Genomic DNA, 19,466 nt, shown 5'->3' with positions numbered 1-19,466 from the left:
GCCCGATAACCCTATGTGGACACTGCTTGTTTCCGCCTTCGTCTTTGCGCTTTATACAACAGCAGTTTTCTTTTCTGTCCGCGCGGCCCAAACCGCGCGGACACCTCAGGGCGCGGTCGGTTGGGTGGTCTTTCTGATCTCGGCCCCGATGTTTGGCGTGCCGCTTTACTTGTTTTTGGGACATCATAGATTTCGGGGTTACCGTATCGCGCGCAAGGAAAGTCAGCGCGTGGTTCAGGGGATCAAGACCTTCGCCGACTACTCAAAACCCGATGCCGACAAATTGCTTATCAACCCCAAACCGTTCGAGGCGCTGGCGCATATGCCCGTGTCGCGCGGCAACGGGGCAGAGCTGTTGGTCGATGGCCAGGCCACCTTCGATGCGATTTTTGAGGCGATTGATGCGGCCAAGACTTACGTCCTGATCCAGTTCTATATCGTTCGGGCCGATGCGCTGGGTCAGAAGCTGAAAGACAAGTTGATCGAAGCAGCCAAACGCGGAGTCAGCGTCCGGTTCATGATGGATGCCGTAGGCAGTTACGCCCTTTCCAATGACTACATCGAAGAGATGCGCGAAGCCGGTATCGCGGTTTCGGATCCAAAAGAACAACGCGGACCAAAATTCCGTTTCCAATTGAACTACCGCAACCACCGCAAAACCGTGGTTATCGACGGCGAAACGGGATTTATCGGCGGTCACAACATCGGGGTCGAGTATCTGGGCGAAGACCCGCATTTCGGACATTGGCGCGACACCCATGTCAGGTTAACCGGCCACATAGTCCGGCAATTGCAGTTGATCTTCATCGAAGACTGGCATTGGGCGCATGAAGAAGATTTGATCGACCAGTTGGACTGGGCCGGGTCCGAGGCGGATCAGGATATCAACGCATTGCTGGTCGCAACAGGCCCGGGCGATGAAACCGAAACCGGGTCAATGATGTTCTTCGCCGCGATCACCGAGGCGCAGAACCGGATCTGGATCGCATCGCCGTATTTCGTACCCGACATCGATATCATGACCGCCCTGAAACACGCAGCTTTGCGCGGTGTCGATGTTCGTATTCTTGTGCCCGATGCCATTGATCACCGCCTGCCGTGGCTGGCGGCTTTCGCCTATTTTGATGAAGTTCGCGCCTGTGGTGCACAAGTCCTGCGCTATACGGACGGGTTCATGCATCAAAAGGTCTTCGTTGTGGATGACTCACTGGCCGCAGTGGGCACGACCAACCTGGACAATCGATCATTTCGATTGAATTTCGAGGCAATGGCCCTGTTCTTTGATCCCCAGACAACAGCCGCAGTCGATGCGATGCTGCAAGACGATTTTGCCAATAGCTATGAGCTGACGCGCTATCTGGAACAGCAACCAGTGTACATACGCCTCGGCGCTCCGCTGGCGCGACTGTTCGCGCCGATCCTTTAGGCCATGAACCTTTCCTGAAACACCCGGGTCATAAGGGCGACCATGTAGGCCGTCGACAACCCAAAGGCCAACAGGCCTGTAACTGCAGCAAAAGTACCGAAAATCCGCAGATCTTCGCCCAAGACGATGTCGCCGTAGCCAAGTGTTGTGAATGAGACCAGCGAAAAATACAGCGCCGTATTCCAGTCGGGCAATACATCGCCGAAAACCCAGACGATGGCCCAAATCCAGACCTGAATGGTGTGGGTCGCGACGATAAAGGCCAGCGCGGTTGCAATTGGACCGGCCGTTGCCAAAATGGCGCCTCTGGCTTCCCAACGCTCGATCAGCCTGTTGATGGCCAGCGTGCACATGGTCAGAAGAAAGATTTCGACCAGAAAGCAAAGCCCGAGAAACGTGCTGCCCCAAAGGATCTGCTGTGACAAGGTCATGTTATCGCATCCTGAATTGTACCGACGACGGATCGCCTCACAATGACCTGCACTTCCGGCTGAGACAACCCGATCACCCATGTTCATAGTGCGGCGAAAGGAACCTATGGCGCGTCAACACTGGACAGTCGGCGAAACTGTTGCAAATCCTTGTAAAAATGAGGGCGAACATGCTTGTGATATTTGACAAGGTTCAGAAATCCTATCCCGGTGGTCGGCCGGTCCTGCGCGACGTGTCCCTATCGCTGGATCGCGGCCAAACACTGGCCCTAACCGGCGAAAGCGGCAGCGGTAAAAGCACCCTCCTGAACCTCGCTGCCGCATTGGACACTGTGGACAGCGGGGAAATCACACTGGACGGCGTAGCCCTGTCGCAACTGGATGATCCAGGCCGGGCCGCCCTGCGCCGCACGTCCTTGTCGCTGGTGTTTCAGCAATTCAACCTGATCCCATCTTTGACAGCAGGTCAAAACCTGTCGTTTCATGCCCGCTTGGCCGGGTGCCACGACCCCGATTGGTGCGCGCATCTGGCCGAACGGATGGGCCTTTCCGATCTGCTTGATCGATATCCCGAGAACCTGTCGGGCGGACAACAACAGCGCGTTGCCATCGGTCGTGCCATAGCCGCCCGGCCCAAATTGCTACTGGCGGATGAACCTACGGGAAACCTGGACGAAACCGCCAGCGCCACCGTTCTTGACCTCATGTTGGCTCTTGTTGCGGATACCGGGGCCGCGCTGCTTTTGGTCACCCACTCGCACGAGATTGCGGCCCGTTTGGATCGGCGTGTGCATCTGTCTGGCGGGCTTATCGCATGACGCTGACCGTCATTCAGGCGCTGGCATCTCATTGGCGGGCACACCGGCTGCAACTGGCGACCCTGCTGATCGGCCTGGCCCTTGCAACCGGTCTTTGGTCTGCGGTGCAGGCCATCAATGCCGAGGCTCGTGCCAGCTATGACCGGGCCGCAGATCAACTGGCGCTAGGTCGGTTTGACGAATTGCACAACCCCTCCGGCCCGATCCCCCTGTCGCGTTACGTCGAGCTGAGGCGCGCGGGCTGGCAGGTTGCAGCGGTACTGGAAGGCCCATTTCGCGTTCAGGGTCAGACCTTACGGGTCCTTGGCGTTGATATGGTGGCCTATCCCGCCCTGCCCGCTGTCACACAGATGGAACAAAGCGGCACGCCACCCAACCCTGCCGATATGTTGACTGCGCCGGGGCGATTGCTGACGGCTCCGGTTTTGGAGCCGCTATTGGCCGGCCAGACCGGTTTGCCTCCGATCCTGATCAGCGATGCCTTACCGCCCGATCTGATCCTGACCGACATTGGTGTGGCCGAGTCGTTACTGAAGAAGCCGGGAGAGATTTCGCACCTGATCATTTTACCGGATCAGCCCGGTTCAATTCCACCGCTGTCGACTATTGCCCCCGAACTGGAGCGGGTCCCTGCACAGGAACAACTGGATACCGCACAACTGACCGACAGTTTTCACTTGAACCTGTCCGCCTTTGGCCTGCTGTCCTTTGCGGTGGGTCTGTTCATCGTGCACGGAACCGTGGGCCTGGCCTTTGCCCAGCGGCGCGGCATGATCCGGACCCTGCGCGCTTTGGGCGTTTCGATGCGGCGGCTGGTTTGGCTGATCATGGCTGAACTTTCCGTGCTGGCGATTGCCGGCGGAATACTCGGTTTGGTGTTGGGCTTTTTCCTCGCAGGCGCGCTGTTGCCGGATGTGGCTGCAAGTTTGCGCGGACTTTACGGCGCACCTGTCAGCGGCCAGATCTCATTGCAACCACAATGGGCACTGTCCGGGTTGGCGATGGCCTTGGGTGGCACGTTTTTGGCCAGCGGACACGCCTTGTATCGCCTGTCACGAATGCCGATCCTAAGCGGCGCAGGCTTACAGGCCTGGCGCAGCGCGGCTTCGGGCAGCTGGGTCGTCGCCCTTGCCGGTGTCGCCGCTATTGTCGGGGGCATTCTAGCCCTGTTGTTGTTCGGGGGGTTGGTGGCCGGTTTCGTCATGGTCGCCGGGTTGCTGGTCGGCTCTGCCTTGGTACTGCCCTATGCCTTGTCGCGCGTCCTGATCCTGTTTCAGCGTTCAGCGAAGGGGCCGATCGCCCAATGGGTCTGGGCGGACATGCGCGCCCAACTGCCGGGCCTGTCCCTGGCGCTGATGGCCTTGTTGCTGGCGCTTGCCGCGAATATCGGCGTGGGCACGATGGTTTCCAGCTTTCGGCTGACCTTTACCGGCTGGCTGGACCAGCGCCTGACATCAGCGCTCTACGTCACCGCTGCCACTGATCAGCAGGGTCAGGACATCGCAGAATGGCTGGCCCCACAGGTGGATGCCATCCTGCCGATCCGAAGCGTTGAATTGGCACATTCGTCGGGGCCTCTGTTTCTCTATGGTATCATCGACGATCAGACTTATCGTGAGAAATGGCCGCTTATCAGCTCCTCGGAACGTGTTTGGGACAGGGTCCATGACGGAACCGCCGTGCTGATCAACGAACAGCTGGCCCGCCGGGAAAACCTGTGGCCCGGAGATACTCTGGCGATCACATCCGCTGACACGTTGACCATCGCAGGTGTCTATTCGGACTATGGCAATCCAACCGGTCAGGCCATCGTTTCCATGGCCCAACTTGACCGTATCGCGCCCGGTGCTGAGGCGCGCCGGTTTGGTATTCGTGTCGCGCCAGATCGGGCCACAGATCTGGCCCAAGCGTTACGCAACCAATTCGACCTGCCCCGCCGAGCAGTCGTCCAGCAAGCCGCAATGAAGGCGCAATCCATGCAGGTGTTCGAAAAGACATTCGTTGTGACCTCGGCCTTGAACATCCTGACGCTGGGGGTTGCAGGGTTCGCCATTCTGACCAGCCTGCTGACGTTGTGGACGCAGCGCTTGCCCCAGATTGCGCCCATCTGGGCCCTTGGGTTGACGCGTGCGGAACTGGCCCGGCTTGAACTTTTGCGCAGCGTTCTGCTGGCCGCTTTGACCGCCTTGCTGGCTCTTCCGCTGGGGTTGGCTTTGGCCTGGGCCTTGCTGACGATCATCAATGTCGAAGCGTTTGGCTGGAGGCTGCCGATTTACCTGTTCCCTGTCGACTGGGTCTATCTGTTGGGTCTGACCCTGCTTGCGGCGACCGTTGCCGCGGCCCTGCCTGCCGCCCGTTTGGTGCGCCTGCCGCCTGCGGATCTACTGAAGGTGTTTGCCAATGAACGTTAGGATCTGGCTTATAGTCTTGCTGCTGGCCGTGCCCGGCATTGCCCGCTCGCAGGGATACGCAGGCCTGGGCGGTTCTGCCGAGGGGTTCACTGTGCCCCAGCCGGGGTATCCGTTTCAATTCCCGCAGGATCATGGCCCCCACCCGGACTACCGGATCGAGTGGTGGTATCTGACGGCAAACCTCAAAGGTGAGGATGGGCGTGATTATGGTATCCAGTGGACGCTATTTCGGTCGGCACTGAAACCGCATGAGGTCGAGGGGTGGCAAAGCCCGCAGATATGGATGGGCCATGCTGCGGTGACCACGCCCGACAAACACTATTTCGCGGAGCGTCTGTCGCGCGGCGGCATCGGTCAGGCAGGGGTTACGGCAGCGCCATTCGAGGCGTGGATCGACGAATGGCACATGCGCGGGTCAGACCCAAACGCGGTCAGCCTGTCTGCGAACGGTGCGGATTTCGGCTATGACTTAAAACTCGAAGCCAACGGGCCGCTCGTGTTTCACGGCCGGAATGGGTTTTCGGTGAAATCCGGTGACGGGCAAGCCAGCTACTACTATTCCCAGCCGTTTTACGAGGTCCAAGGCGTCTTGCGCATGCCGGGTGGAGATGTCGCCGTCACCGGACAAGGGTGGCTGGACCGCGAATGGTCATCACAACCTTTGGCCGCAGATCAAAGCGGCTGGGACTGGTTCTCGCTCAGCTTTGACGATGGCGACAAGATGATGGCTTTTCGGCTACGCGGCGACCGAGGTGATTTCACCGCGGCCACGTGGATCGCCGCCGATGGTACGACGACCGCGATCCCCGATGGTTCGGTCGCGTTCGAGCCGCTGACGACCGCGCCCGTTGCTGGCCGCGACGTACCTGTCAGATGGCGCGTCACATTGCCTGACCGGGATCTGGACGTCGAGGTATCAGCGCTGACACCCGACGCGTGGATGGCCACCCGGTTTGAATACTGGGAGGGTCCCGTCCAGATCAGCGGCAGCCATTCCGGACGGGGATATCTTGAGATGACAGGGTACTGATCCGCCTAGTTTTCTTAGCGCACCACGTAGACAGAGACGTCTGAATGCCGCACGACCCGTGCAGCATTCGGGCCAAGCAGATAGTCTTTCAAGTCTGGTTTGTGCGCGCCAATCACGATGAGATCGCTACCAGCACTGTCCGCAGTTTTTAGGATTTCCTGATAGGCAGTACCCGTCGCGACCACGTGGCGGATCTTTTCATTCCGATCCGCCCCAAGTGTGGACACACACATCTCGGCCAGTTTGGTATGTGCCTCTTCCAGCGCCTTGTCGTGAAAATCACTTTCGAAAAAGCCAGACACCCAGCTTTCCCCGAAATCCGGCAGAACGGTTACCACATCCAGTTGCGCACCTTCCTGATCGGCCAGCTTCGCAGCTTTCTTCAGAACATGCGTATCAAGATCGCCATTGCTGATATCGACGGCGCAGAGAACAGCGTTTGTCATGCGGTCACCTCTTGTCTTGCGGCGCGGCCGCGCTGAAGGAAAGCGATCAGTCCCAGCAAGAGCATTGCCGGAATGTAGATCAACTGTTTCGGTGGCTGGCTGGCTGGCAAGCTGACCGAGGTCAGACGGACGGCCTCATCTCCGTAGTAATCGAAGATATCCAGATCATCCGCGACCGGAGTTCCGAACAGCGGCTCTTCCAGTTTGACCAGCCCGTCTTCCTCAAGCAGCAGCAGGCCCATCGCGTCGACACGCGCTTGGCCTCCTTCTTCGCTGCCAACGGGAACAACAACCGTGGTGTCCGTCATCTCAAGCGTGTCAAAGTCCGGCCCGCTGATGACCATACGCACCTCGGTACCCGGAGGCGTTTCGCCGATGGTTTCCACAAATGCAGCAGGCTCGACCGAGGTAAACGGTGGCGCGATGCGGTTCATGAAGAAGTCAGGCCTGAACAGCGCGAACGCCACCAGGATCAGCGCGACGCTTTCATAGATCCGGCTGCGGGTCAGGAAATACCCCATTGTCCCAGCCGTGAAGACGAGGATGGCGATTGTCGCAAATATCGCCACGGTTATGCCTTCGACCCACGTCACATCGATCAGCAGCAGGTCCGTGTTGAAGATGAACACAAACGGCAAGGCCACGGTGCGCAGGCTGTAAAAGAACGCAATGAACCCGGTTTTGATTGCGTCACCACCGGATACTGCAGCGGCCGCAAAGCTCGCCAATCCAACCGGCGGGGTCACGTCAGCCATGATCCCAAAGTAAAAGACGAACAGGTGCACCGCAATAAGTGGCACAATAAGTCCGCTTTGCGCACCCAGTTCAACAACCACGCCAGCCATCAACGAACTGACGACGATGTAGTTCGCGGTTGTTGGCAAGCCCATGCCCAGGATCAGGCTCAGCAGTCCGACCATAATCAGCATCAGGATCAGGTTGCCGCCAGACAGGAACTCAACCAGGTCAGCCATCACTTGCCCCACACCAGTCAAGGTCACGGTGCCCACGATGACGCCTGCAGTTGCCGTTGCCAGCGCGATACCAATCATGTTCCGCGCGCCGTCGATCATGCCCTGCCAAAGGTCAGCGACACCATCAATGAACGTGTTGTAGACGTTGCTTTGCCCGCGGAATATCGCCTTGAGCGGCTTCTGCGTTAGTAGGATCACGAAGAGAAGCGTCGTGGCCCAGAAAGCCGACAGACCCGGTGACTTCTGCTCGATCATCAAGAAGTAGACCAGCACGATAATCGGCAACAGGTAGTGCAGCCCAGCTTTGTAGATGTCGGCAATGACCGGCAAGGTCACTTCTTTGGCGTTTGGATCGTCCGGCTCAAGATCCGGCACCTGAGCGGCCAGATACAGCAGTGCCACATAGATGGCACAGATGATCAGGCTAAGGACCAGCCCAGCCGATGACGGCACCCAGTTTGTCACCGCTTCGACCGGGAATTGAGAACCGTAGCACAGCCCGGCAAAGACCAGGAAGAAGGACAACATACCGACAACTGTGCGCGCCAGCTTTACGTCGCGGTCGCCCAGCGTGGGCATGTTCCGCTTCACGGCCTCAAGGTGCACGATATAAACAAGCGCGATGTATGAAATCGCGGCAGGCAGGAAGGCGTGGGTGATCACCTCGACATATGAGATGCCCACATATTCGACCATCAGGAAGGCTGCAGCGCCCATCACCGGCGGCATGATCTGTCCGTTCACGGATGAGGCAACCTCGACCGATCCGGCCTGCTCGCTGCTGAACCCAACGCGTTTCATCAGCGGTATGGTGAATGTACCGGTTGTCACAACGTTGGCGATGGACGAACCCGAGATCAGGCCGGTCGCGGCCGAACCCACGACGGCCGCCTTGGCAGGGCCACCACGCAGGTGCCCCAAGGCACCGAAAGCCATCTTGATAAAGTAGTTCCCTGCCCCGGCCTTATCCAGCAACGCGCCGAACAGAACGAACAGGAAGACGAATTTGGTCGAAACCCCAAGCGCGATACCAAACACGCCCTCGGACGTGATCCACATATGGCTCATGGCCTTTTTCAGGCTTGCGCCTTTCCAGCGAATAACCTCGGGAACCCAATCAGAGGATCCGAAAAACACATATACCAGAAAGATCGTCGCAATGATCGCCATTGCGGGGCCAAGCGCACGACGCGCGGCCTCGAACAACAACAGCAGACCAACCAGGGCGACCCATTTGTCGGTGTCATCCGCAAGACCGCCTGCATCGACGATCTTGTTGTAAAAGAAATAACCATACAGCGCGACAAACGCACCCAGCAATCCCATGATCCAATCCTGAATTGGGATATAGTCACGTGGGCTGGATTTCAGCGCCGGATAGGCAGCAAAGGCCAGAAACATGGCAAAGGCCAGGTGAAACTGCCGCGCGTTGTTCACTACGCTGCCTGGCAGAACATAGTTCGCCAGAGGCGAGGCCAGGATGACCTGAAAGATCGACCAGATCGCGGCCACAACGGCCAGGAAAACCCCAACATTACCGACCGGATTACGTCCGCCCGCATCGGATGAGGCTACAAGATCCTGTAGCTCTTCTTCGGATAGCGGACGATTGGATTGTGTGTCGGAACTCATGAATTGTCTCCCCGTCGCGGCCATTTTGGCCTTCTGAACCACCCGATTTGTTCGGGTTTTGGTTGCAGGGCGCCCGTTGGGCACCCTGCTTTAGGTCTGGCTTACTGAACCCAGCCTTTTTCTTTGTAGTACTTCTCAGCACCCGGATGCAGCGGAGCCGACAGGCCATCTGCAATCATTTCTTCAGGCTTGAGGTTGGCAAATGCAGGGTGCAGCTTTTTGAAGTCGTCGAAGTTTTCGAAGACCGAGCTGACAACCGCATAAACCGCATCATCCGACACGTCTGCCGAGGTCACAAAGGTCGCGCCCACACCAAAGGTCGAGGTGTCACCATCCGAACCACGGTACATGCCACCGGGGATGGTTGCAGTACGGTAGAACGAGTTGTCGTCAACCAGCTTGCTGACGGCGTCGCCGCTGACATTCACCAGAACCGAGTCACAGGCCGTGGTCGCTTCCTGGATCGAACCCGACGGGTGACCAACGGTGTAAACCATCGCGTCGATCTGGTTGTCGCACAGAGCTGCGGACTGTTCAGCCGCTTTCAGCTCGGTCGCCAGTTCGAAATCGTCGGTGGTCCAACCCATTTCGCCCAGCAGGACTTCCATGGTGCCGCGCTGACCGGAACCGGGGTTACCGATGTTGACGCGCTTGCCTTTCAGGTCTTCGAAGTTGGTGATGCCGGAATCGGCACGTGCCACAACGGTGAACGGTTCGGGGTGAACCGAGAAGACGGCGCGCAGGTTTTCAAAGGGGCCAGCCTCTTCGAATTTCGAGCTGCCGTTATACGCGTGGTACTGCCAGTCGGACTGAGCGACACCAAACTCCAGCTCGCCTTCGCGAATGGTGTTGATGTTGTAGACCGAACCACCGGTCGACTCGACCGAGCAACGCACGCCGTGCTCTTTGCGGCCCTTGTTCACCAGACGGCAAATCGCACCACCGGTCGGATAGTAAACGCCGGTCACGCCGCCGGTACCAATGGTGATAAACTCTTCTGCATAAGCGGCCGGAGCCATAAGAGCAGCGGTAACGACCGCGCCCAGGCTAAGCTTGCTGCTGTTTTTCATTTTTGAGAACTCCCAACTCTTTTTGTGGATGAGAGACAGTTCAGCGGCCCCCATCCAGGGACCTCGCCGGTACGGCAAGCGAACCCGTCTTGCAACGGGTCAAGCATCTGAAATTTAAAAGTCTCCCAACACCTTTGACGTTTCATTCAGACACTCCGCTTGTCAACCCCTGCGCGGGGTATGAAGGCCCCGATCCGCAGATGTGAGGAGATTTCCGAAAGTTTCCCCCTTTAGCGGGGCGGTTTTGCACAGATCGGCATCACTGGACCGGATCATGAACAACCGTGGCAGCTAAATATCCAAAAACACTTTGAAAGTTTGGAATCCCCAACCTAGGCTTGGCCTAACGACCCGATGTTTCATAAATTTACGCGGAAGGGTTCTGGACAGTGGACGGCAAATCACCCAGTCCGATGCTTGTGATCGCCCTAGCCCTCAGTGCGGCCATCGCAATCTGGGGCATTGCTGACCCGCAAGGCTTGGGCCGCATTGCTGCATCGGCGGTTGCGACGCAATTCAACAGCCGCGGCTGGTTCATCATGCTTGAGGTCAGCGGGCTTTTGTTTGTGGTCCTCTTTCTGGCCTTGTCACAATTCGGAGATATCCGCCTTGGCCCTGACGCAGCCGAACCAGAGTTTTCAACGACCGCATGGATCGCAATGCTATTTGCTGCCGGGATGGGGGTCGGGCTGCTGTTTTATGGGGCGGCCGAGCCCCTTACCCATTACGAAGTGCTGCGCCAGTACAATAGCGATGCCGAAGCGGCCAGCTATGCAATGTTCGTGACCTACTTGAATTGGGGATTCCACGCCTGGGCGATTTACGGAATCGTCGGATTGGTCATCGCCTATTTCGCCTATCGCCGAAATCGCACTTTGTTGCTGAGCGCCCCAGTCACCGACGCACTTGGCGAAGCAGGATGGACAAAAGCGCTGGGGTGGATTTTCGATCTACTCTCGATCGTCGCAATTGCCGTCGGTTTGGCGGGCTCGATGGCGATGGGGGTATTTCAGATCCAGACCGGACTGGCAGGCCTGTTGGGTATAGAAACCTCAGGCGTGCTGACCCTGCCCGTTTTTGCCGCGCTGTGTATTGCGTTCATCATACCGTTGCGTCGCGATCTGGGCGACGGAATGGCCCTGCTGTCCAACGCGGCAATGCTGATCGCCGTCGGGATGATGGTCTATCTTCTGGTGCTCGGCCCAACCTCTTATCTGATGGACGGCATTGTTTCCGGGTTCGGACGGTACCTGTTCGGTGTCCTGCCTGCAGGGTTCTCGACCGCGGAATTCTTCGACGACCAGTTGGTCGACTGGTTCCACGGCTGGACGCTGAACTATATGATCTGGTGGCTGGCTTGGTCACCCTTCGTGGGCATTTTCATCGCCCGGATTTCCCGCGGACGCACGATCCGAGAGTTTCTGATCGGAGTCGTCGTCACCCCTACACTTTTCTCTATCCTGTGGTTCGGCGTTTTTGGCGGCTTGGGTTTTTTCGATGCTTTGCGTCAGGACGGAGCCTTATCAGCCGTCAACGCAGAGAACCTCGACGCAACAACATTTGCGTTGCTTGAGCGCTTCCCGCTGGACGGCATCACAAGAATAGCAACAATCCTGGCCGCGTTCCTGTTCGTGGTCACCAGCGTCGTCAGCGCCGGGTTCACCCTTGCGATGATAGGGACCGGAGGCGACGACAACCCCTCTCCCCGAATTCGTACGATTTGGGGCATTATCCTTGGCGCGTTAGGGATGGCGATGATTCTGGTGGGCGATATCTCTCTGGTTCGGTCCATCATAGCGCTGTCAGCCATCGCTTTCGTGTTTATCGTGCCCGTTCTTGTTGTCTGCCTCTTCAAACGTCTGGCGCAAGAGGATCGATCATGAGTGGCCAATTGATCGACACCGCACTGAACCTAAGCGTTTTCGCCTATATCGGGTTTCTGGCGTGGCTGATCCTGCGACGCAGTAAGTGAGCGCAGAAACTGGGAACAGATTCGCCCCGAACAACCCTAGTCTGTTCGCTTTTTCCTTAGTTTGCTAGAAAACTTGCCCGATGAAACTGCGCGCACAATCCGGAACTCAGATTGTCGCCAAGCTTTCCAACGACCGTCTAAACCCCGACATTTTCGATACACCGGCCAAAAGTGGCAACATGAGCATTCGAAACGTAAGAAAAGAAAAAACAGAGAGCAGGTTCCCCTAACCCTCTGTTTTTACTTTGGTACCCAAGGCCGGACTCGAACCGGCACGGTATCACTACCGGGGGATTTTGAATCCCCTGCGTCTACCATTCCGCCACTTGGGCCACGAACACTGGATTAGCGCTCATAATCGGGAAGGTCCAGAGGCAAAAAACAACCGATATTCAGTTTGTTTTCTTCAGGCACGGTTGACGGCCCATCAGGCGCATGGTTTGGCTGACGCAACAAAGGAACGGGATTTTAGCATCTGATGTTGCGATCGCTCTATGACTGGACCATTCGTCTGGCCGAACACCCGCACGCGCTTTGGGCTCTGGCCATTGTGGCATTTGTCGAAAGCTCGTTCTTTCCGATTCCCCCGGACGTTCTGATGATTCCCATGATTCTTGCGCGCCCGTCGCGTGCATGGCTGATCGCGACAGTTGCCCTGGTGGCGTCGGTGCTGGGGGGCATGCTGGGATATGCTATTGGCGCGTTCTTCTATGAAAGCATCGGCCAACCCATCCTCGAATCCATGGGCAAGGCGCATGCGATGGAAGAGTTCAACACCAAGTTCAACGATTTCGGATTCTGGGCCGTGCTGGGCGCAGGGATTACCCCATTCCCGTATAAGGTAATCACCATCATGTCCGGTTGGACGGGCATGCCGCTGGGCACATTCATCGCCACGTCGATTCTGGCCCGCGCGCTCAGGTTCTTTGTTGTTGCCGGGCTGCTTTGGGGCTTTGGTGAACCCATTCGCAACTTCATCGAAAAGCGTCTGGGGCTTATGTTCACTCTGTTTGTCATCCTGCTGTTCGGTGGGTTCTTAGCGGTGAAGTTCTTATGACACGCAAAAAACTGTTGATCCTGATAGCGGCTGGCGGTTCCGCTGCACTCTTGCTGGGCGCGTGGGCGTTTCAACACCTGGGCGGCATGGCCCCGTGCAAAATGTGCATCTGGCAACGCTATCCCCACGGCGCGGCCGTTCTGATTGGCGTGTTGGCCTTTGCCTTTCCGGGCATCCGCCCCCTGCCCCTTTTGGGTGCAGTTGCTGCGATGGTGACTGCCGGGATTGGCATGTACCACGCAGGTGTCGAGCAGAAATGGTGGGAAGGTCCAACCAGCTGCACGTCGGGTGATATTGGCGGGTTGTCCGCTGAAGAATTGATGGATCAGATCATGTCCGCGCCACTTGTGCGCTGTGATGATATCCCGTGGGAGATGTTCGGCCTGTCGATGGCCGGGTGGAACGCTCTGCTATCTGCTGGCCTAGTTTTGGTCTGGCTGGCCGCGTTCCGTGCGAAATAAGCGTTACTACGCGTCCAGTTCGGCATCCCAATACAGAAAGTCGATCCAACTGTCATGCAGGTGGTTCGGGGGGAACTTGCGTCCGATGTTTCGCAGTGCCTCGGCATCTGGCTGACGCGGCGGTTTGCGCAGCGACATGCCCGCCTGCCGCAGCGACTTCGATCCCTTCCTCAGGTTGCAGGGGCTGCACGCCGCCACAACGTTCTGCCAACTGGTCACACCCCCGGCAGCCCGCGGAACAACATGGTCAAAGGTCAGGTTGTCCCGGCTTCCACAATACTGGCAGCGGAACTCGTCCCTTAAAAATAAATTAAAGCGCGTGAAGGCCACGCGCTTTCTGGGTTTTACATAGTCTTTCAGGACAACGACCGACGGTATTCGGATCTCGGTACTTGGGCTTCGGACGACCTCGTCGTATTCGGCCACAATGTCCACCCTGTCCAGCCAGGCCGCCTTGATCGCTTCTTGCCAGGGCCACAGGGATAAGGGGTAATAGGACAAGGGGCGATAATCGGCGTTCAAAACCAATGCCGGATGGTGCTTTAGGGCACCCGGTTCCCTGACAAATTCGGTCCTGAATTCTCCGTCCATATCGGAATCGCTCCTCGCTCTGCTCTGCCCGTTATTGACACCAGAGCGGGGAACACCCGCCCCGGCCTTAACTTAACTATATATCGTGTTAAAACTCTGACAAGCCCTGAGTTTCCACAACATCTCGGGTATTGGGTATGCCGAATCCGTAACAGAGGCATGACAGTTATCCACAGGTTGCATTCGCTGTGCCCGGCGGGCTATGGCGAGATCATGAGCTGGTTCATACGATTCAACAAACCCTTCGATGTTTTGCCGCAGTTTACCGACCGTGCAAACGCCGACTCGCCGCGCAGCACTTTGTCGGATTTTATCGACCTGCCCGGTGTGTATCCGGCTGGACGTCTGGATCGCGACAGCGAGGGCCTGATGCTGCTGACCGACAACGGTCGGCTGCAGGCGCAAATATCGGACCCAAAGCACAAGATGCCCAAGACCTATTGGGTTCAGGTCGAAGGTCTGCCCGATGCTACTGCGCTGAAAGCGCTGCGCGACGGGGTCGATCTGAAGGACGGTAAAACGCGCCCGGCCAAGGCCCGGTTGATGGATGAGCCCGAAGGCCTGTGGCCACGAAACCCACCTATCCGCGTCCGCCAGACTATACCGGACAGCTGGATTGAGCTGACCTTGCGCGAAGGCCGCAACCGGCAGGTTCGACGTATGACGGCAGCGGTCGGTCATCCCACCCTGCGCCTGATCCGCGCCCGGATCGGGGACTGGACGCTAGAGGGGTTGGCGCCCGGCCAATGGGACAGCTTGACAGCCCCTACATTAGATTCCGCGCCGCAACGTAAACGGGACCGCCGACCGCGCAGGTGACAAAAACGTCCTTTTGTAATAGACTTAAGGCATGAAAGTCACCCGAAGCACACCATCCCCAGAGGGTATCCTTGAGGCCGCGCTTTATGTTGGCGATCTGGACGCGGCCGAACGATTCTATGGTGAAATACTGGCGTTAGAATGTATCCAACGCGTCGCGAACCGACATGTATTTTTCCGCGTCGGCGGATCGGTGTTGTTGCTGTTCAACGCAGATGAGACGGCAAAGCCGCCGGAGAATCCGAAGCTTCCCGTCCCGCCGCATGGCGCACGCGGTCCCGGTCACGTCTGCATGACTTTATCGCGGACAGAGATAGACGAAATGCGCAAGCATCTGCTGGAGTGGAACATCCCCATAGACGCCGAGTTCGATTGGCCAAGCGGGGCACGATCGCTGTATGTTCGGGACCCCGCCGGAAACTCGGTGGAATTCGCTGAAGGTCACCTGTGGAACTGATCACTTAGCGCAGCGGTTGCTTTTCTCCCCCGACAATCCGGTAGATGTCGCTCGAAACAACGCCCACTTCGCCCAGAACAGCCTGAAACTCGGCCATATGCGGGGCTGCAAAATGCGCCTCGAGCGCGGCCTGATCCTGCCATTCTTCATAAACACGGAACTTGTTAGATTGCCCGAGTATCTGGCTGAATTCATAGATCAGGCAGCCGGGCTCTTTCACAGTCTCGGCGACCATTTTCTGTGCCGCCTCAATGGCTTTGCCGACGCCATCTGTCGAGACTTCAACCGTTCCGGTGACAATCAGCATGTCGTATCCTTCTTCAATTCAAACCGTTTCGAAACCCTGTCGACCGGCGTTCCGTCTTGCAGAGAAACAGCATATGTGACCGAGTAGTCGCGGAAACCCATCTTGTCGTAATAGCTAAGCCCCTGCCGGTTGTCGGCGCGGATGGTCGCGTTGAGCGCACGGAACCCAACGGCTGCGGCATAGGTCGTGGTTTCCGAGAACAACGCCCGCCCTGCCCCTTTCAACACCGGCTCTCGCCGGGTGAAGGTTGCGATATCCGCGCAATCTTCTGGCAAGTCCTCATTGGTGCCTAACCATTGAAATCCGGCCACCTCACCCTGTTCATCCAGGGCAACGTGGCAACAGATTTTGTCTGCGCCATTCAGGTAGACTTGAGCAAACAGCGCCTCGGAAAACGGTGTTTCAAACGCGGTCGTCCCGCCGATAGCAATGATTTCGTTGAGAATTTGGCAGGCAACTGCCACGTCCTCAGGCATCATGGGACGAACCGCGATCATGGCTACAGGCTCAGCTTGTCGCGCATGAAGGCAAGCGCGACACTAAGACCGTCGGGGGCAATCCCGTGGCCGGTGCCCTTCATGACATGCGCGTAAACTTCTTTGAAATCTGCGGCCTGCAACGCTTCGGCAGCTTCGGGCAACGACTGTGGCGGAACGACGTCGTCGGCATCGCCATGCACCAGAAGGATGGGCATCCGGCTGACGGTTTCGTCGGGCAGCAGATCCGGTTCCAACAACCGGCCCGAGAAGGCAACGACCCCAGCCACCGGGTCTTCGCGGCGCGGGGCGACGTACAGGCTCATCATCGTACCTTGCGAGAACCCAAACAGAACCACCTGTTCGGGCAGCACATCTTCATCCACCATCAGGGCATCAAGGAAGGCGTTGAAATCCTCAACGGCCATTTCCATGCCACGGCGTGCTTCTTCTTCGGATGAGCCATCAATCCACGGGATCGGAAACCACTGATATCCGTTAGGCATTCCGGGGATCTGTTCCGGCGCATCGGGTGACACGAACAACGTGTCAGGCAGATGCTCACCCAACGGATCGGCCAACCCCAACAAATCGGCCCCATTGGCGCCATAGCCGTGCACGAACACCACGACCGAGCGTGTATCGCCCGAAACCGGCTCTTTTCGGAGCGCATTCAAAACCCGTGTCATCTGATCCCTTCTCGTTCTTTTGCCACCCGGTAATAGGCCCACAAAACCCGCGCCGCAACCGACCGCCAGGGCGACCATGCCTCGGCCATCTGGCGCAGCTGTTTGTCGGTAGGCCGGTCGGGCAAATCATATAAGATGCGCGCGGCCTCTTGCAGCGCCAGATCGCCCGGCGCGATCACGTCGGCACGACCCAAAGAGAACATCGCATAAATCTCGGCCGTCCAGACGCCAATACCCGACACCTCGGTCAGGATCGCCACCACGTCTTCGTTTGAAACGTCCCGCAAGGCTTTGTAGTCAATGCGCGCCTCAGCCAAAGCGCGGGCATACCGGATTTTTTGGCGGCTCAACCCAACTGCACGCAGATCATCGTCGGTGGCCCACATGATTTTACGCGGGCCGGTCAGTTTCGCATCCTTCAACCGGTTCCAGATCGCATTGGCCGAGGCCACGCTCACCTGCTGGCTGACTATGGCGCTAAGCAGTTGCGCAAACCCGTCCGGGCGACGGCGCAAGGGCAACGGACCGGTCTGTTCCATCGCATAGGCCATGCGCGGGCAGCTTTCGGCCAGCCATGTCGCGCCTTCTTCCACGCAGTCGGGTGTTTCTATGATCCGTCCAACGGACATGTGCTCTCCGGCCTCGATGATCGACTGCACGTTAGGCCGCTTTGCCGCAGATGCAACCCGCTTGTGCACAATCGTTTTCGCCATTACGCATGTGCTCATGACCATGACCGCCACAACCCCGGACAACAACAGTCAGGCCAAACGCAATGTCGCCGTTCTGGTGGCTGCGCAGGCCCTGCTGGGCGCACAGATGCCGATGATCTTTATCGTCGGTGGGCTGGCCGGCCAATCATTGGCAACCAATCCCTGCCTGGCGACTCTGCCCATATCATTGATCGTCCTTGGCTCAATGCTGGCGGCGACGCCGATCTCGGCCATTATGCAACGGTGGGGTCGCCGGGCTGGATTTCTGGTGGGGGCAACGGCAGGGGCTTGCGGCGGGCTTGTCGGCGCATATGGCTTGTTTCTGGGATCATTCCCAGTGTTCCTTGCTGGCAGCCTGCTGACCGGCATCTACATGAGCGCGCACGGTTTCTACCGCTTTGCCGCCGCTGACACCGCATCGGACGATTTCCGTCCCAAGGCGATTTCCTACGTCATGGCGGGCGGTCTGGCAGCGGCAATCATCGGGCCTCAGATCGTCAAACTGACCTCGACCGCGTATGTCATCCCTTTTCTCGGCACGTATATCGCTGTTATCGCGGTGAACGTCATTGGCTCGGCCCTGTTCTTTTTCCTCGACATTCCGACCCCGCCCAAGCCTGCGGCTGATGCCCCCAAAGGTCGGTCCCGGATCGAGCTTCTGAAAACGCCGCGTATTGCGGTTGCAATCATCTGCGCCATGGTGTCCTACGCGCTGATGAACCTTGTGATGACGTCGACACCACTGGCCGTCGTGGGCTGCGGGTTCAGCGCCAATGACGCGGCGGATGTCGTCACCAGCCACGTGTTGGCGATGTACATTCCCAGCTTTTTCACCGGACAGTTGATCGCACGTTTTGGGGTCGAACGGATCGTGGCACTGGGCCTACTCATTCTTGCCGCGGCCGGAGTGGTCGCTTTACAGGGCGTTGAGCTGGGTAATTTCTTTGTCGCGCTGATCCTGCTGGGCATCGGCTGGAACTTTGGTTTTATCGGCGCAACCACCATGTTGGCTGAATCGCACGACGTCAGCGAGCGCGGACGCATGCAGGGGTTGAACGACCTGCTGGTGTTTGGTGGCGTCACGTTTGCCTCGCTGGCTTCAGGCGGGCTGATGAACTGTTCTGGCGGCTCTCCGATCGAAGGTTGGACCGCGGTGAACGTCGCGATGATCCCCCTTCTGACTTTGGCGGGCGGCGCGCTTTTGTGGCTGACGATGCGGCCCCGAACAGCCTAATCGTTAAGGTTCAGTATCGGTGCAAAAGCACCTAATTTCTGTGCCTCGGCGATCCCCTCATCAATGTGCATGCGGTAGATATCCCACATCTGCCGTCTCAGGGTACGGCCTTTGTCGGTAATGCGCAGGATTTTTCCCCGTCCGTCCCCCGCTGCAGCATGGCGCGTCAACAATCCGTCCTCCGCCATCCGTGCGACCTGACGGGAAAAGCTGGACTGATCAAACAGCAATTGCTGCTCCAGCTGTTTAGGTCGCAGGCCGTCTGGTGCTCGTTCCAACTCCCACAACACGTCATACCAGTGCAGCCGTGGATATCCCGCTGCCACCAGCGCGCGCTCGGCCAGGGAAAAGATCCGGGTGCGTGTCTGGTTCAGAGCGATCCAGGCCGCCTCTCGTTCTTCAAATCCGCTCATCACGCCTCCGCGAGGATTGTGGTTTTCCTTTGCTCATCA

Annotated in this window: 20 protein-coding genes and 1 tRNA gene; 10 read left to right on the top strand and 11 right to left on the bottom strand. The window is 58.0% G+C overall.

Translation table 11 applies throughout. From position 1 onward, the window contains the following. Positions 1-13 precede the first annotated feature (13 nt). Complete coding sequence (gene cls, locus AC2FGC_RS01005; protein ID WP_496781296.1) at positions 14-1,426, top strand: cardiolipin synthase; 1,413 nt, start codon at positions 14-16, stop codon at positions 1,424-1,426. On the opposite strand, the gene AC2FGC_RS01000 is transcribed toward cls, so the two are convergent. After that, positions 1,423-1,857 carry an ion channel gene (locus AC2FGC_RS01000; RefSeq protein ID WP_109311846.1) on the bottom strand — a complete coding sequence of 145 codons (435 nt, stop codon included), beginning with the start codon at positions 1,855-1,857 and terminating at the stop codon, positions 1,423-1,425. The two genes, cls and AC2FGC_RS01000, sit on opposite strands and share 4 nt — an antisense overlap. Positions 1,858-2,027: 170 nt before the next feature. Here AC2FGC_RS01000 and AC2FGC_RS00995 point away from each other — a divergent pair, with 170 nt between their 5' ends. From AC2FGC_RS00995 to AC2FGC_RS00985, 3 genes are read left to right on the top strand one after another with little or no spacing between them, the layout of a single operon-like run. Continuing rightward, positions 2,028-2,675, top strand: a complete 648-nt coding sequence (locus AC2FGC_RS00995) for an ABC transporter ATP-binding protein (protein WP_496781295.1) — start codon at positions 2,028-2,030, stop codon at positions 2,673-2,675. Next, positions 2,672-5,086 (top strand): ABC transporter permease, encoded by a 2,415-nt coding sequence (locus AC2FGC_RS00990; protein WP_496781294.1) that lies wholly within the window; start codon positions 2,672-2,674, stop codon positions 5,084-5,086. The genes AC2FGC_RS00995 and AC2FGC_RS00990 overlap by 4 nt, the downstream gene beginning before the upstream one ends. Then, complete coding sequence (locus AC2FGC_RS00985) at positions 5,076-6,116, top strand: lipocalin-like domain-containing protein (protein WP_496727121.1); 1,041 nt, start codon at positions 5,076-5,078, stop codon at positions 6,114-6,116. The genes AC2FGC_RS00990 and AC2FGC_RS00985 overlap by 11 nt, the downstream gene beginning before the upstream one ends. 14 nt (positions 6,117-6,130) lie before the next feature. Here AC2FGC_RS00985 and AC2FGC_RS00980 read toward each other — a convergent pair whose 3' ends face one another. From AC2FGC_RS00980 to AC2FGC_RS00970, 3 genes are all read right to left on the bottom strand, one after another. Then, positions 6,131-6,562: a universal stress protein gene (locus AC2FGC_RS00980; protein ID WP_058271716.1), complete on the bottom strand. Its 432-nt coding sequence runs from the start codon at positions 6,560-6,562 to the stop codon at positions 6,131-6,133. Then, the gene (locus tag AC2FGC_RS00975) at positions 6,559-9,168 is read right to left on the bottom strand and encodes a TRAP transporter permease (protein WP_496727122.1); all 2,610 of its coding nucleotides are present in this window, start codon (positions 9,166-9,168) and stop codon (positions 6,559-6,561) included. Before AC2FGC_RS00975 ends, AC2FGC_RS00980 begins: the two co-directional genes overlap by 4 nt. A gap of 101 nt (positions 9,169-9,269) precedes the next feature. After that, a complete protein-coding gene (locus AC2FGC_RS00970) occupies positions 9,270-10,238 on the bottom strand; it encodes a TAXI family TRAP transporter solute-binding subunit (protein ID WP_058271718.1) in 969 nt (322 codons plus the stop codon). Between the two features lie 389 nt (positions 10,239-10,627). On the opposite strand from AC2FGC_RS00970, the gene AC2FGC_RS00965 reads away from it, so the two are divergent. After that, on the top strand, positions 10,628-12,121 hold the full coding sequence (locus AC2FGC_RS00965) for a BCCT family transporter (RefSeq protein ID WP_496781293.1): 1,494 nt from the start codon (positions 10,628-10,630) through the stop codon (positions 12,119-12,121). A 335-nt stretch (positions 12,122-12,456) separates the two neighbouring features. On the opposite strand, the gene AC2FGC_RS00960 is transcribed toward AC2FGC_RS00965, so the two are convergent. After that, positions 12,457-12,542, bottom strand: a tRNA-Leu gene (locus tag AC2FGC_RS00960). A gap of 146 nt (positions 12,543-12,688) precedes the next feature. Here AC2FGC_RS00960 and AC2FGC_RS00955 point away from each other — a divergent pair. Together AC2FGC_RS00955 and AC2FGC_RS00950 are read left to right on the top strand one after the other, a co-directional pair. Continuing rightward, the gene (locus AC2FGC_RS00955) at positions 12,689-13,267 is read left to right on the top strand and encodes a YqaA family protein (RefSeq protein WP_058278010.1); all 579 of its coding nucleotides are present in this window, start codon (positions 12,689-12,691) and stop codon (positions 13,265-13,267) included. Continuing rightward, positions 13,264-13,728: a disulfide bond formation protein B gene (locus AC2FGC_RS00950; protein ID WP_058278011.1), complete on the top strand. Its 465-nt coding sequence runs from the start codon at positions 13,264-13,266 to the stop codon at positions 13,726-13,728. The genes AC2FGC_RS00955 and AC2FGC_RS00950 overlap by 4 nt, the downstream gene beginning before the upstream one ends. A 6-nt stretch (positions 13,729-13,734) precedes the next feature. Here the strand turns inward: AC2FGC_RS00950 and AC2FGC_RS00945 are convergent, their stop codons facing one another. After that, a complete protein-coding gene (locus AC2FGC_RS00945; RefSeq protein WP_058278012.1) occupies positions 13,735-14,319 on the bottom strand; it encodes an HNH endonuclease in 585 nt (194 codons plus the stop codon). Positions 14,320-14,532: 213 nt separating this feature from the next. On the opposite strand from AC2FGC_RS00945, the gene AC2FGC_RS00940 reads away from it, so the two are divergent. Next, on the top strand, positions 14,533-15,138 hold the full coding sequence (locus AC2FGC_RS00940) for an rRNA large subunit pseudouridine synthase E (RefSeq protein WP_496727183.1): 606 nt from the start codon (positions 14,533-14,535) through the stop codon (positions 15,136-15,138). Positions 15,139-15,169: 31 nt separating this feature from the next. After that, positions 15,170-15,595 (top strand): VOC family protein, encoded by a 426-nt coding sequence (locus tag AC2FGC_RS00935; protein ID WP_496727139.1) that lies wholly within the window; start codon positions 15,170-15,172, stop codon positions 15,593-15,595. Between the two features lie 4 nt (positions 15,596-15,599). Here the strand turns inward: AC2FGC_RS00935 and AC2FGC_RS00930 are convergent, their stop codons facing one another. From AC2FGC_RS00930 to AC2FGC_RS00915, 4 genes are read right to left on the bottom strand one after another with little or no spacing between them, the layout of a single operon-like run. Next, on the bottom strand, positions 15,600-15,902 hold the full coding sequence (locus tag AC2FGC_RS00930) for a putative quinol monooxygenase (RefSeq protein ID WP_496727140.1): 303 nt from the start codon (positions 15,900-15,902) through the stop codon (positions 15,600-15,602). Beyond that, entirely contained in the window at positions 15,896-16,399 is a 504-nt protein-coding gene (locus tag AC2FGC_RS00925) for a GNAT family N-acetyltransferase (protein ID WP_496727141.1), read from the bottom strand. The genes AC2FGC_RS00930 and AC2FGC_RS00925 overlap by 7 nt, the downstream gene beginning before the upstream one ends. A 2-nt stretch (positions 16,400-16,401) precedes the next feature. Then, positions 16,402-17,067: an alpha/beta hydrolase gene (locus AC2FGC_RS00920; RefSeq protein ID WP_496727142.1), complete on the bottom strand. Its 666-nt coding sequence runs from the start codon at positions 17,065-17,067 to the stop codon at positions 16,402-16,404. Continuing rightward, positions 17,064-17,696, bottom strand: coding sequence for a DNA-3-methyladenine glycosylase family protein (locus AC2FGC_RS00915; protein ID WP_496727143.1), 633 nt, complete (start codon positions 17,694-17,696; stop codon positions 17,064-17,066). The genes AC2FGC_RS00920 and AC2FGC_RS00915 overlap by 4 nt, the downstream gene beginning before the upstream one ends. Positions 17,697-17,793: 97 nt before the next feature. On the opposite strand from AC2FGC_RS00915, the gene AC2FGC_RS00910 reads away from it, so the two are divergent. After that, entirely contained in the window at positions 17,794-19,014 is a 1,221-nt protein-coding gene (locus AC2FGC_RS00910) for an MFS transporter (protein WP_496738598.1), read from the top strand. Here AC2FGC_RS00910 and AC2FGC_RS00905 read toward each other — a convergent pair. Further along, positions 19,011-19,427, bottom strand: coding sequence for a MarR family winged helix-turn-helix transcriptional regulator (locus AC2FGC_RS00905; protein WP_496781292.1), 417 nt, complete (start codon positions 19,425-19,427; stop codon positions 19,011-19,013). The two genes, AC2FGC_RS00910 and AC2FGC_RS00905, sit on opposite strands and share 4 nt — an antisense overlap. Positions 19,428-19,466 lie beyond the last annotated feature (39 nt).

The organism is Ruegeria sp. CDSC054, assembly GCF_059610645.1.
Note: the sequence above shows the minus strand (reverse complement) of the source record. Positions and strands in the feature narration are given on the sequence as shown.

Coding starts and splice junctions, on each gene's coding strand:
- cls (WP_496781296.1), top strand. CDS start 14: ATGTGGACACTGCTTGTTTCCGCCTTCGTCTTTGCGCTTTATACAACA.
- AC2FGC_RS01000 (WP_109311846.1), bottom strand. CDS start 1,857: ATGACCTTGTCACAGCAGATCCTTTGGGGCAGCACGTTTCTCGGGCTT.
- AC2FGC_RS00995 (WP_496781295.1), top strand. CDS start 2,028: ATGCTTGTGATATTTGACAAGGTTCAGAAATCCTATCCCGGTGGTCGG.
- AC2FGC_RS00990 (WP_496781294.1), top strand. CDS start 2,672: ATGACGCTGACCGTCATTCAGGCGCTGGCATCTCATTGGCGGGCACAC.
- AC2FGC_RS00985 (WP_496727121.1), top strand. CDS start 5,076: ATGAACGTTAGGATCTGGCTTATAGTCTTGCTGCTGGCCGTGCCCGGC.
- AC2FGC_RS00980 (WP_058271716.1), bottom strand. CDS start 6,562: ATGACAAACGCTGTTCTCTGCGCCGTCGATATCAGCAATGGCGATCTT.
- AC2FGC_RS00975 (WP_496727122.1), bottom strand. CDS start 9,168: ATGAGTTCCGACACACAATCCAATCGTCCGCTATCCGAAGAAGAGCTA.
- AC2FGC_RS00970 (WP_058271718.1), bottom strand. CDS start 10,238: ATGAAAAACAGCAGCAAGCTTAGCCTGGGCGCGGTCGTTACCGCTGCT.
- AC2FGC_RS00955 (WP_058278010.1), top strand. CDS start 12,689: ATGTTGCGATCGCTCTATGACTGGACCATTCGTCTGGCCGAACACCCG.
- AC2FGC_RS00950 (WP_058278011.1), top strand. CDS start 13,264: ATGACACGCAAAAAACTGTTGATCCTGATAGCGGCTGGCGGTTCCGCT.
- AC2FGC_RS00945 (WP_058278012.1), bottom strand. CDS start 14,319: ATGGACGGAGAATTCAGGACCGAATTTGTCAGGGAACCGGGTGCCCTA.
- AC2FGC_RS00940 (WP_496727183.1), top strand. CDS start 14,533: ATGAGCTGGTTCATACGATTCAACAAACCCTTCGATGTTTTGCCGCAG.
- AC2FGC_RS00935 (WP_496727139.1), top strand. CDS start 15,170: ATGAAAGTCACCCGAAGCACACCATCCCCAGAGGGTATCCTTGAGGCC.
- AC2FGC_RS00930 (WP_496727140.1), bottom strand. CDS start 15,902: ATGCTGATTGTCACCGGAACGGTTGAAGTCTCGACAGATGGCGTCGGC.
- AC2FGC_RS00925 (WP_496727141.1), bottom strand. CDS start 16,399: ATGATCGCGGTTCGTCCCATGATGCCTGAGGACGTGGCAGTTGCCTGC.
- AC2FGC_RS00920 (WP_496727142.1), bottom strand. CDS start 17,067: ATGACACGGGTTTTGAATGCGCTCCGAAAAGAGCCGGTTTCGGGCGAT.
- AC2FGC_RS00915 (WP_496727143.1), bottom strand. CDS start 17,696: ATGTCCGTTGGACGGATCATAGAAACACCCGACTGCGTGGAAGAAGGC.
- AC2FGC_RS00910 (WP_496738598.1), top strand. CDS start 17,794: ATGACCATGACCGCCACAACCCCGGACAACAACAGTCAGGCCAAACGC.
- AC2FGC_RS00905 (WP_496781292.1), bottom strand. CDS start 19,427: ATGAGCGGATTTGAAGAACGAGAGGCGGCCTGGATCGCTCTGAACCAG.